Source organism: Paenibacillus sp. S-12 (assembly GCF_030363895.1).
GTDB classification, from domain to species: domain Bacteria; phylum Bacillota; class Bacilli; order Paenibacillales; family Paenibacillaceae; genus Paenibacillus_B; species Paenibacillus_B alvei.
The window spans coordinates 17,085-29,133 of sequence record NZ_JASIUF010000026.1 but is presented as its reverse complement, the minus strand read 5'-3'; the positions used below and the strand labels follow the sequence as shown (position 1 = coordinate 29,133).

Sequence of the window (12,049 nt, the reverse complement as noted above, 5' to 3'; positions counted from 1 at the left end):
CGTTATACCCTTATACATACCATGCTGTTTAACGCTTTTTACGAACAAATTTCGCAGTCTTGTTGTTCGTTTTTCCCTTTTTCTTCGCCGCTCTTTGAGCGGATTCTCCTTGACTCCGGGCATTAGCTGCCTCTTCGCCGATGAAGATGCCGCTCTCAGAAGTCGAACGACGACCCTTCTTCCCTCCACCGGTCGAGCTATGGTTTCTACGGAAGCCTCCGTCACGTCCTTGCTTGCTGCCGCCTTGGTCGCTTCCATTTGCACGTCCATAGCCTCCACGGCCAGAGCCAAAATCGAAGAACCTCGGACGATCGACTTCTTCTTCCGCATCCGCGATCAGTCGATCTACCCAGTTGGAATCATCATACTCCTTCTTCGCTGGAGTTGAACGCTCCGCGTTTCCTGGGCCCGCTCCAAAGTTAATGCCGCCCTTGCCTCGCGGCTGAGAAGAACCGGATGACTTGTCGTATGGGTTAAACCCACGTCCCTGCTCTTCGCGGCGTCCTTTTCGACCATGACGTCCTCTCTGCTGTTCACGGAACTCGCCTTGATTATACCAATCGCCAGCGAACGCATCGGCCTCATGCTCCACAGCATCACCATGTGTCTGACGCTCATAACGATCATCCCGCTCTAAGCGTTCCTCATGCTGGTGCTGATCTCTTCCATAGCCACCTCGCACATGCTGACCGGAAGAAGCACCAAACTGTTCATAAGCTTGCTGTTCCGCAGGATCAACGCCAGTGACGTTGCGTCTATCAGCACGACCATCTCCATGCACAACTTGACCAGCGTGCCGATCTACACGACCGTCTGCACGTGAACCTTGACCGGCATGCCGATCAGCGCGATGTCCACGATCTGCCGGTCGATTCTCTTTACCGCCGAATCGATCCGAACGACCGCCCCTTGCTCCTCTATCCGCGCCGCGGACATTTTGCGATTGACCGCCACGATCGCGTTCTCCTGGTCGGCCGCCTTTCCCATCCTTACGACCCTTCCAGTCACCACGTCCTGCCCCACCGCGTCCTTCGGCACTATATCCGCCGCGACCACGTTTCTTCCGAATTTCGAAGCCGAAGTCACGACCATTGTGACGCGATTTGCTCTCAATCAACTCAAAATCGATCGTATGCTCATCCATATTGACACGAGCTACTCGAATGCGCACCTCATCGCCAATGCGGAATACATTTGCCGTCCGCTCCCCGATCAGCACCATATGCTGCTCATGGAAGTGGTAATAATCATCATTCAATTCACTTAGTCGAATAAGCCCTTCAACCGTATTGTCCAGTTCAACAAACATGCCGAAGCTTGTCACACTGCTAATAATGCCGTCAAATTCCTCGCCGACCTTATCGAGCATGAATTCGGCCTTCTTCAGCGCTGTTGTGTCCCGCTCTGCATCAACGGCTACCCGCTCACGCTCTGATGATTGCTGGGCAATGTCCGGCATGCGGGCATGGAGCTGCTCTAAGCGCTTCTCAGGCAGGGATCCTCCATTATCCATCACTTCACGCATGACTCGGTGAATGACCAAATCCGGATAACGGCGGATAGGCGATGTAAAGTGCGAATAGAATTCAGCAGCTAGACCGAAGTGGCCGGTCATCTCCGCATCATACTTCGCCTGCTTCATCGAGCGAAGCATCATCGTGCTGATCACAGTCTGCTCACGCGTTCCCTCAATTTCCTCAAGAAGCATTTGCAAAGAACGAGGATGTACCGAGTTGCCCTTGCCTCGAACAACATATCCAAAGTTCGCCGCGAAGGACATGAAGTTGAATAACTTCTCACTATCCGGCTCCTCATGAATCCGGTATAGGAACGGAACTCGGAGCCAATGGAAATGCTCCGCAACCGTCTCGTTAGCTGCCAGCATGAACTCTTCAATAATCTGCTCCGCAATCGTACGTTCCCGCTTGATGATATCAGTCGGTACGCCCTTCTCATCCACCAACACTTTCGATTCCACAAAATCAAAATCGATTGCTCCCCGGTTCATCCGCTTCCGGCGAAGCTTCAGCGCCAATTCCTTCATCAGCTTGAAGCTGTCAACCAAGTAAGCATAGCGTGCCGATACTTCCGGATCCTCGTCTTCAACAATTTTCCGTACGTTCGTGTACGTCATACGCTCAACAGTACGAATGACACTCGGGAATACATCATGCTTCACTAGCTTAGCCTTCTCGTCGAACTCCATTTCACAGGACAGCGTCAAACGATCCACACGCGGATGGAGGGAGCATATCCCGTTAGACAACCGATGCGGCAGCATCGGGATGACTCGATCGACTAAATACACACTGCAGCCGCGAGCGTAGGCTTCACGATCGAGCGCAGAACCTTCCTTCACATAATAACCAACGTCCGCTATATGAACGCCAAGCTTGTAGTGACCATTCGGAAGCTGCTCCACGTATACCGCATCATCCAAGTCCTTCGCATCTTCTCCGTCGATTGTGACGATATTCATGCCGCGTAAATCGCGGCGGCGTTGGCTAATGATTTCTTCCTCCGTAATGGAATCCGGCACAGCTTCTGCTTCTGCCATGACTTCATCCGGGAACGCTTCTGGGAGCTGATGCTTACGGATGACGGACAAAATATCAACACCCGGATCATCCTTATGACCAAGGATTTCGGCCACCATGCCTTGTGCAGCTGCCCTTCCTTCCGGATAGCTCACAATATGGACAACGACCTTCTGTCCGGTAACCGCGCCATGCATATCTTCCTTCGGAATGAAGATATCACGGTTGATCCGTTTATCATCCGGAATGACAAACCCATATGATTCGTAATTTTGAAAAAGACCGACGACGCGCTCCACTGCACGCTTCACTATGCGCACAACTTCGCCTTCCATTCGCGCACCATCAAAGCCTTTATTCGTCACGCGTACAAGCACGGTATCTCCATGCATCGCTGTTTTTAAATCATTCGCGTGAATGTATACATCGGGATGACCCGTTTCTTCTGGAATCAAGAACGCAAAGCCCTTGGCATGAGCCTGCAGACGCCCACGCAGCAAGTTCATACGCTCCGGCACGCCGTAGCGGTCGGTACGAGTGCGCAGTATCTTTCCCTCTTCTTCCATTTGATTCAGCATTTTCAGAAATGCTTTGAATTCTGAAGCGCCTTCAATATCGAAATGCTGCTCCAGCTCTTGATAGGTCATCGGCTTATAAGCGGTTTCACGCATAAAGTCCAACAACTGTTGTTCCGTTACCATTCCTTCACCTCACCTTGCCATGACCTGCATGATACAGTATACCAATATATAACCTAGTATACACGAAATAAAATCGTTACATCCCGGCGCTTTCCCTACATTTTTGCCGTTCGATCCACATCATAACAAGTTTTTTGTTTTTTCCGGAAAAAAGGGTACAAAAAAAGCGAGGAGCATGTCCTCGCTTTGCTTTACAAATGGAAATTAACTTTTAAGGAAATAAGCTACGATGAGTGACAAGATGAAGAATCCTCCTGCCAATACAACCGTTGCACGTTGCAGGAACAAGTCCAGACCGCGTGCCTTCTGCTTTCCGAATAGATGTTCCGCACCGCCGGAGATGGCACCTGACAAGCCGGCACTTTTCCCTTTCTGCAGAAGCACAATGCTAATCAAACCGATAGAAAAAATGACAAGCAAAATTTTCAAGAAAATTTCCACAGTTACACCTCCTAATGCGTGATACACGTTCGAAAAGCTAAAAACAGTACTTTCATTGTATCACACGTAACGGCAGTAGGCAAGGCCTATCCCTCTTCTTTCCTTTTCCACTTCAAGGATTTCCTATAGGTTCTGAAAAGCTGCACAATCATCGTATAACGTTTCGAAGCCCTTAAGGCTTATTCTTCTCCATGCTGCAGCAAACGCAGCGCATTGTGACGCACTGGGCCCACATACTGATTCAGTGGGAAGGAATGGCGGATCGCTTCCGTAATGAAGCTCTTCGCCCTATGAACGCTCTCCCTGACATCATTCCCCTTCGCCAGTTCCGCAGCAACTGCCGCGGAGTATGTGCAGCCAGCGCCATGCGTATATGTTGTATCGATGAGATCTGCCTCCAACATTTCGAAGGATTTGCCGTCGTACAATACATCGACGGAAGTAGGCAACCCAATCTTGGAACCACCCTTCACCAATACATACTTAGCACCCTTCTCTTGAATGCGGGCTGCTGCTTCCTTCATATCTTCGAGGGTACGAATTGGTGCTGTCCCCGCCAATTGAGAAGCCTCGAACAAGTTCGGTGTTACCACGACAGCCTTCGGTACGAGAATATCGCGCAGGGCTTCATTTGTCTCAGGATGCAGGGCTTCGTCAGCACCCTTGCATACCATCACTGGGTCAACGACAACATTCGGAATGTTATGCTTCTCTATCGTACGAGCAGCAAGCTCAATAATATCAATGGAGCCAAGCATACCCGTCTTCATACCTGAAATGCCAACACTCATGATCGTCTTTAATTGTTCTTCTATTGTAGAAAGCGCGATTGGGAACACACGATGCGCCCATCCTTCTTCAGGATCCATGGTCACGATCGTTGTTAATGCGGTCATTCCATACACACCGCGCTCTTGAAATGTTTTCAAGTCAGCTTGAATACCAGCTCCGCCGCTCGTATCCGAGCCAGCCAATGTCAGCACTTTATGAATCGGTTTCATGTATCCTTACCCCTTTACTGTATCAAGTACCTTTAATTTTAGATAAGTACATTATAACCGATTCGGGGAATACTTCCGATAAGACCCGTATTATTTTTCGACAATCTTTATGCTGCCTGCTTCTGTCCGTGCCTTAATGAGCATATCGCTTCGATTTTTCGACTCCGGCGCCTCTGTGCTTCCAAACTCCGTACGCAAATCATAACGACCATCAAACTCAGGAGATATTCTAACATCGATACTGCCGAATTCGCTTTTCGCATCAATGGCGTGAGGCTCCAGTTGATCGATTTCGATGCTGCCCGATTCTGCATGGACTTGAAGCGGCTTCCTTGTGTTCAGCAGCTCGATCGATCCGAACGAAGAGTGTGCCTGGATTTCTGCATCCACGCTGTTTGCTTTCACTTCACCTGCGTCCGAAGTCAATTTCGCAAAATCGCCCTTCAGTTTGCTCACGCTTACGCCTCCGAAGCTACTTGCTGCTTCTAATCGTTTTACTTGTCCGCCAGACATGTGGAATGCTCCTGCGGACTGCTTCGATGCAAGTCGATCTAGCACCATGTCCTCTGTCGCATGTATGATAACTTCGTGATTGCGGCTTTGGGATTGAAATCCGAAATTGATTTGAAACCAACCTTTATCTTGCGGGTTCACATAATTTAAGACAAGCTTTCCGTTTCTAACCTCGAATTCGCCGATTTTTTTTATGACTTCGTCCGGCGCGCGGCCCTTTAATTCAATCATTTGCTTATTATCGATTACCCAGTTGATTTCGACGTCCCCGAAATCTTCCTTAATCTCCAGTTCTCTCAGATCTTTCCCCATATCGATACTGTATTCATATTTGGATAACTCAGAGCCTAAAATCTGATTGGATCCGAACAAAATCAGTCCTACGATACCTGCTGCTATACAAGCGATCGCAACAAAATTAATCGCTACCCGCTTTACGTTCATCTTATCCCCCCCTTTCCTTCATATACGATCCAACGAAAATAGCTTGCATTCCATTTTGCATATTTACCGCCCAAAAAGAGAACGGCTTGAATCAATAGAATGCCTAGACCAAAGGCAATCGCTACGAGTGACAATTCCGATCCATATATGGACGACCCAAGCACTAGCTTTACGACATATAGAATAGGAGATAGGAGAAGGGCAACAGCCGCTGCTCCAAGCCCAATGCAGACTCCCCACCCTCCAATTAAGAGTGGTACTATGAATAAGCTGATAAATAAAGTTCCTATGAGACCTGGAATAGAACGTGAACGTCTTTCCTCATATGGCGCAATCGGAGGATGCACATTCCTATTCATCATATCCCGCAAATGCGCATCATGTTGTTCATAGTGATGAAAGTGTAATGGCTGCTCTTGTTGATGCAGATACGTAGGATCCTCCCAGATCGGCGGCACCTGTTGTCCTTGGTTTGGGAGTCTATCGAACAGGTCTCCCGCATCTCCTTCAATACTCTGAGCCTTGTCTCCGCGCCCGCCTAACAGCAGCTCCGCTGCCAGCTCTTCCGGATCGCCCAGCTCTCTTGCAATTTCCTCTTCTGTTCGTCCCTGCTGCTTGCTAAATTCGAAGTGCGCATCGTACTCTGCTAATATCTCATTGCGCTCCGCTTCTGGAAGCGACAACAGCCCCATTTTCAATTGCAGCATAAATAACTGCTTATGCACGCTGATTCACCTCTCACATCTCCTTGGTTTCTTCTTCTTCCGCTTCGATGAGCAAATTTGCTACCCCCGACACAAATTTATCCCACTCGGTCACGAGCTCATTCATATATGCCTTGCCGACTGGGGTAAGCTTGTAATACTTCCGTGGCGGACCCTCAGTGGATTCCTGCAAATATGTGGTGCAGTGGCCGTCAGCGACCATTCGCCGTAGAACCGGATACAAGGCGCCTTCGGCTACCTCCACATGCTTGGATATTTGCTGTGCCAACTCGAAGCCGTAGCGATCCCGCTGATTAATGAGAACCATGACACACAGACCGAGCACACCTTTTTTAAATTGAACGATTTCCTTCAACCCGGTCACCTCCTACCTCATGCGTGAATGATTTATTGTTTATGGTTCAGTATTGTATATTAATTAGTAGTACACGATGATTATATCTTCTGGAATAGTGTTCCACAATAGGCTTTTTCCAAAACTAGCCTCTGGTCTAGGTTAAACCCATCTATGGTCTGAATGAACCGACGGAGCATCATCACCAAGAAGAACAAGGTAAACAGGGGGTGACAAGAAAGAACAAAAGGAGAGCGCAGTATGCCTACTTTACATATGGAATCATAAAAAAGAAGCCAGACCCCTTCAAGGGAGTCTGGCTTCTATCGAATCAGCGAGCCGCTTGTGCGGCAAGCCAATTATTTTTTCAAGTTGTAGAAGGATTTCAAGCCATCGTAACGAGCTGTGCTTCCCAAGTTGTCTTCGATGCGAAGCAATTGGTTGTACTTCGCAACGCGGTCCGTACGGGAAGGAGCACCTGTCTTGATTTGGCCAGCGTTTGTTGCAACCGCGATGTCAGCGATTGTGCTGTCTTCGGACTCACCGGAACGGTGGGAGATAACAGCTGTGTAGCCAGCGCGTTTTGCCATTTCGATCGCTTCGAAAGTTTCTGTAAGCGTACCGATTTGGTTAACTTTAACCAAGATGGAGTTACCGATTCCTTTTTCGATACCTTGAGCAAGACGCTCAGTGTTTGTAACGAACAAGTCGTCACCAACGAGTTGAACTTTGCCGCCCAATTTTTCAGTGAGCAACTTCCAGCCATCCCAGTCGTCTTCGGACATACCGTCTTCGATTGTGATGATTGGGTACTTTTCAACCCAAGAAGCAAGAAGGTCGACATACTCAGCAGATGTGTAGGACTTGCCTTCGCCTGCCAATGTGTATTTACCGTCTTTGTAGAACTCAGTGGACGCAACGTCCATACCCAAGAATACTTCTTCGCCTGGCTTGTAGCCAGCTTTTTCGATTGCTTCAATAATCACTTGAAGCGCTTCTTCGTTGGAACCAAGGTTAGGAGCGAATCCGCCTTCGTCACCTACAGCTGTATTCAAGCCTTTGCTCTTCAATACGGACTTCAGGTTGTGGAAGATTTCAGCACCCATACGAAGTGCTTCTTTGAAGCTTGGTGCGCCAACTGGCAATACCATGAACTCTTGAACGTCGATGTTGTTGTCAGCATGCTCACCACCGTTGATGATGTTCATCATTGGTACTGGCAATTGCTTCGCGTTGAATCCGCCAAGGTACGTGTACAAAGGCATATCCAATGCATGTGCAGCAGCGCGAGCTACAGCCATGGATACAGCCAAGATTGCGTTCGCACCCAATTTGCCTTTGTTAGGCGTGCCATCAAGCTCGATCATCGCTTTGTCGATTGCAACTTGATCAAGTGCGTCGTAGCCGATGATTTCTGGAGCGATAATTTCGTTTACGTTTTTAACAGCGTTCTCTACGCCTTTACCAACGTAACGGCCTTTGTCGCCATCGCGAAGCTCAACTGCTTCGTGAGCACCAGTGGATGCACCGGAAGGTACGATTGCACGGCCGAAGCCGCCGGATTCCAATTTAACTTCTACTTCTACCGTAGGGTTACCACGGGAGTCAAGCACTTCGCGTGCGTATACGTCCATAATCATTGTCATGGTGTGTACAACTCCTTTTTGATTGTTTATAAATAAATTACTATATATCCAGGTAAGTTGTAAAACTTACTTCTTAATCATGCTTTGTCCCGTCATCTCGGCTGGCTGAGGCACGTTCATCAAGTCCAGAATCGTTGGAGCGATGTCTGCCAAGATGCCGCCTTCGCGCAACTCCACATCGTTCGAAGTGACGATGAATGGAACCGGGTTCGTCGTATGTGCTGTGAATGGACGGCCTGCTTCGTCGAATACCATATCCGCGTTGCCGTGATCCGCCGTAATAAGGCAGACGCCGCCTTTCGCCAATACCGCTTCAACGACCTTGCCCATGCACTCATCCGTAGCTTCTACAGCCCTGATCGTTGGCTCCAGCATACCGGAGTGGCCAACCATATCAGGGTTCGCGAAGTTCAGGATAATCGTATCGAACTGGTCAGAGTTGATTTCGTTCACGGCTGCTTCTGCAACTTCGTATGCGCTCATTTCAGGCTGAAGGTCGTAAGTTGCTACCTTAGGCGAGTTGATAAGCACACGCTTCTCACCAGGAAGCTCAACGTCACGGCCGCCGCTGAAGAAGAACGTTACATGCGGATACTTTTCTGTTTCCGCAATGCGAAGCTGCTTCTTGCCATGCTGCACGAGCACTTCACCAAGTGTGTTGTCCAACTCTTTTGGAGAGTAAGCAACGTATCCGCCAACAGTCTCTGCGAACAACGTGAGCGCGACGAAGTGCAAGTTCTTAGGGAACTTGTCGCCACGATCGAAGCCGCGGAAGTCATCGTTGGTGAACACTTGGCCAAGCTGGATCGCACGGTCTGGGCGGAAGTTCATAAATACGACAGAGTCGCCATCTTGAACCAAGCCGACCGGCTGATCGTTCTCATCCACAATGACCGTTGGCATAACGAATTCGTCATACACGGATTGTGCATAAGATTCTTCAACTGCCGCAAGTGGATCGCGGTATTTCGGGCCTTCGCCGTATACCATAGCGCGGTACGATTTCTCAACGCGTTCCCAACGCTTATCGCGGTCCATCGCATAGTAGCGGCCTTGAACCGTAGCGATACGGCCAATTCCAACTTCAGCGATTTTGGCTTGCAGCTTTTCAATATATCCACGGGAGCTGTCAGGCGCAACGTCACGGCCATCCAAGAATGCGTGAACGTAAACATCCTTCAAGCCTTCGCGTGCACAGAGATCGAGCATCGCAAGGGCGTGGTCGATATGGCTGTGTACACCGCCATCGGACAACAATCCGTAAATATGAAGCGCCTTGTTGTTCTCCTTCGCACTCTTCACTGCTGCAAGCAATGTTTCGTTCGAGAAGAAGTCGCCTTCACGGATCGATTTCGTAATGCGAGTCAGGTCTTGATATACGATGCGGCCTGCACCAATATTCAAATGACCTACCTCGGAGTTCCCCATTTGACCTTCTGGCAAGCCTACCGCTTCACCGCAAGCTGTCAGCGTCGTATGAGGATATTGACTCATGTAACGGTCGTAGTTCGGCTTGTTCGCTTGCGCGACTGCGTTGCCGACTACCGTATCGCGAAGTCCGAAGCCGTCCATGATGATAAGTGCTACCGGTCTAGGTGCGGACATCTTACTTCGCTCCTTCCACCAAGGAGATGTAGGAAGCTGGTTGCAAGCTTGCGCCGCCTACCAATGCGCCGTCAATATCACTTTCTGCCATGTATTCACGTACATTTTCAGGTTTAACGCTTCCGCCGTATTGAATGCGAACAGCTGCCGCAACTTCGTCATTGTACAAGCCCTTCACAACGCTGCGGATGTAGCTGATAACTTCATTCGCATCTTTCGCTGTGGAGGATTTCCCAGTACCGATCGCCCAGATTGGCTCATAAGCGATAACAGCTGCCTTAGCTTGTTCAGCAGACAATCCTTGGAATGCTGCTTCCGTTTGCACTTTGCACACGTCGTTCGTTTTGCCGGATTCACGCTCTTCAAGCGATTCACCTACACATACGATTGGCGTCAAGCCATGACGGAATGCTGCATGCATCTTTTTATTTACCGTTTCATCAGTTTCCGCGAAGTATGCACGACGCTCGGAATGTCCGATAATGACGTAGTGTACGCCAAGATCTTTCAACATTGCGCCGGAAATTTCGCCTGTGAATGCACCGGAATCTTCGAAGTGGAGGTTTTGCGCACCAATCTTGATGCTTGTCCCTTTCACTGCTTCAACCAATGCTGGCAAGTTTGTAAATGGTGCGCAGAGTACGCTCTCTACGCCTTCCACCTCTGCTTTGCCTTTCACTTCGGATACGAAAGCGACCGCTTCCGATACCGTTTTGAACATTTTCCAGTTCCCTGCGATAATCGGTTGTCTCACACGATTCACTCCTTTACGCATAAGGGAGCGGCCGAAGCCGCAATCCCCTTACTTGCTCTCTTACTTATCGTTCAATGCAACCACGCCTGGCAATGCTTTGCCTTCCATGAATTCAAGGGAAGCGCCGCCGCCTGTGGAGATGTGATCCATTTTATCTTTCAGCTTGAACTTCTCAACCGCTGCTGCAGAGTCGCCGCCGCCAATGATTGTGTAACCAGCAGTTTCCGCACATGCTTCTGCTACAGCACGCGTACCATGAGAGAACGGCTCGATTTCGAATACGCCCATAGGCCCGTTCCATACAACAAGCTTGGAATTCTTGATAACGTCAGCATAGATTTCACGAGTTTCTGGACCGATGTCAATGCCTTCCCACTCTGCAGGAATGCTGTCGATCGATACCACTTGCGTGTTTGCATCAGCGCTGAAGTCGTCTGTAACTACGATATCTACTGGCAAATAGAGGTTTTTACCAAGTTCTTTTGCTTTTTCGATGAAGCCAAGTGCAACATCAAGCTTCTCGTTGTCGACAAGCGACTTCCCGATTTCGTTGCCTTGTGCTTTGAAGAATGTGTACGTCAAGCCGCCGCCAATGACGATATTGTCAGCGATTTCCAACATTTTGTTGATAACGTCGATTTTATCTTTAACCTTGGATCCACCAACGATTGCTGTAAATGGACGCTCAGGGTTCGTCAGCGCTTTGCTCAGTACATTCAATTCTTTCTCCATCAACAAGCCGGACACGGCTGGCAAGTGATGTGCGATGCCTTCAGTGGATGCATGTGCACGGTGAGCCGCGCCGAACGCGTCGTTCACATACAAGTCCGCAAGCTCAGCGAAGGCTTTAGCCAATTCTGGATCGTTCTTCTCTTCGCCTTTGTGGAAACGAACGTTTTCAAGCACGATAACGTCGCCGTTTTCCATTTTTGCAATTTCAGCTTTTACGTTTTCACCAATCGACTCGTCCAACTTCTTAACGGGCTTGCCAAGCAGTTCGCCAAGACGTACTGCTGCAGGTGTCAGACGCATGGAATCCACAACTTCGCCCTTCGGACGACCCATGTGGCTTGCCAAAATAACTTTCGCACCTTGTTCCACCAAGTAGTTAATTGTTGGCAGCGTTTCTCGTACACGTGTATCATCCGTAATCACACCATTTTCCAATGGCACGTTGAAATCGACACGTACGAATACGCGCTTACCTTTAACTTCTACATCACGCACACTTTTCTTGTTCATCCCCGTGTTCCTCCTATCGTCGCTTACACCGGCACACGCCTCTCTCTGGTGTGTTGTTCGGTATGTTCTGTGTTCATGTTCTGTATGGGTTCCATCTAAATCTTTC

The 12,049-nt window shown here is 49.1% G+C and carries 10 protein-coding genes; all 10 read right to left on the bottom strand.

Going from position 1 to position 12,049, the window contains the following annotated elements; translation table 11 throughout:
- Positions 1-28: 28 nt before the first annotated feature.
- The 10 genes from rnr to NO352_RS22845 all read right to left on the bottom strand — a co-directional run bounded on the left by rnr (position 29) and on the right by NO352_RS22845 (position 11,943).
- Entirely contained in the window at positions 29-3,238 is a 3,210-nt protein-coding gene (gene rnr, locus NO352_RS22890; protein ID WP_289356839.1) for a ribonuclease R, read from the bottom strand.
- 204 nt (positions 3,239-3,442) lie between these two features.
- Complete coding sequence (gene secG, locus NO352_RS22885) at positions 3,443-3,679, bottom strand: preprotein translocase subunit SecG (protein WP_005545818.1); 237 nt, start codon at positions 3,677-3,679, stop codon at positions 3,443-3,445.
- Between the two features lie 179 nt (positions 3,680-3,858).
- A complete protein-coding gene (gene pdxK, locus NO352_RS22880; RefSeq protein ID WP_289356838.1) occupies positions 3,859-4,680 on the bottom strand; it encodes a pyridoxine/pyridoxal/pyridoxamine kinase in 822 nt (273 codons plus the stop codon).
- Between the two features lie 90 nt (positions 4,681-4,770).
- Positions 4,771-5,637 carry a DUF4097 family beta strand repeat-containing protein gene (locus NO352_RS22875; RefSeq protein WP_289356837.1) on the bottom strand — a complete coding sequence of 289 codons (867 nt, stop codon included), beginning with the start codon at positions 5,635-5,637 and terminating at the stop codon, positions 4,771-4,773.
- Entirely contained in the window at positions 5,634-6,362 is a 729-nt protein-coding gene (locus tag NO352_RS22870) for a DUF1700 domain-containing protein (RefSeq protein ID WP_289356836.1), read from the bottom strand. Before NO352_RS22870 ends, NO352_RS22875 begins: the two co-directional genes overlap by 4 nt.
- Before the next feature lie 13 nt (positions 6,363-6,375).
- Entirely contained in the window at positions 6,376-6,717 is a 342-nt protein-coding gene (locus NO352_RS22865; RefSeq protein WP_005545807.1) for a PadR family transcriptional regulator, read from the bottom strand.
- Between the two features lie 338 nt (positions 6,718-7,055).
- Entirely contained in the window at positions 7,056-8,342 is a 1,287-nt protein-coding gene (gene eno / locus NO352_RS22860; RefSeq protein ID WP_005545805.1) for a phosphopyruvate hydratase, read from the bottom strand.
- Positions 8,343-8,408: 66 nt separating this feature from the next.
- Complete coding sequence (gene gpmI / locus NO352_RS22855; RefSeq protein WP_289356835.1) at positions 8,409-9,947, bottom strand: 2,3-bisphosphoglycerate-independent phosphoglycerate mutase; 1,539 nt, start codon at positions 9,945-9,947, stop codon at positions 8,409-8,411.
- Between the two features lies 1 nt (position 9,948).
- Entirely contained in the window at positions 9,949-10,701 is a 753-nt protein-coding gene (gene tpiA, locus NO352_RS22850; RefSeq protein ID WP_005545801.1) for a triose-phosphate isomerase, read from the bottom strand.
- A gap of 60 nt (positions 10,702-10,761) precedes the next feature.
- Positions 10,762-11,943 carry a phosphoglycerate kinase gene (locus NO352_RS22845; RefSeq protein ID WP_005545800.1) on the bottom strand — a complete coding sequence of 394 codons (1,182 nt, stop codon included), beginning with the start codon at positions 11,941-11,943 and terminating at the stop codon, positions 10,762-10,764.
- Between the last annotated feature and the right edge of the window lie 106 nt (positions 11,944-12,049).

Coding starts and splice junctions, on each gene's coding strand:
- NO352_RS22845 (WP_005545800.1), bottom strand. CDS start 11,943: ATGAACAAGAAAAGTGTGCGTGATGTAGAAGTTAAAGGTAAGCGCGTA.
- pdxK (WP_289356838.1), bottom strand. CDS start 4,680: ATGAAACCGATTCATAAAGTGCTGACATTGGCTGGCTCGGATACGAGC.
- gpmI (WP_289356835.1), bottom strand. CDS start 9,947: ATGTCCGCACCTAGACCGGTAGCACTTATCATCATGGACGGCTTCGGA.
- eno (WP_005545805.1), bottom strand. CDS start 8,342: ATGACAATGATTATGGACGTATACGCACGCGAAGTGCTTGACTCCCGT.
- rnr (WP_289356839.1), bottom strand. CDS start 3,238: ATGGTAACGGAACAACAGTTGTTGGACTTTATGCGTGAAACCGCTTAT.
- NO352_RS22875 (WP_289356837.1), bottom strand. CDS start 5,637: ATGAACGTAAAGCGGGTAGCGATTAATTTTGTTGCGATCGCTTGTATA.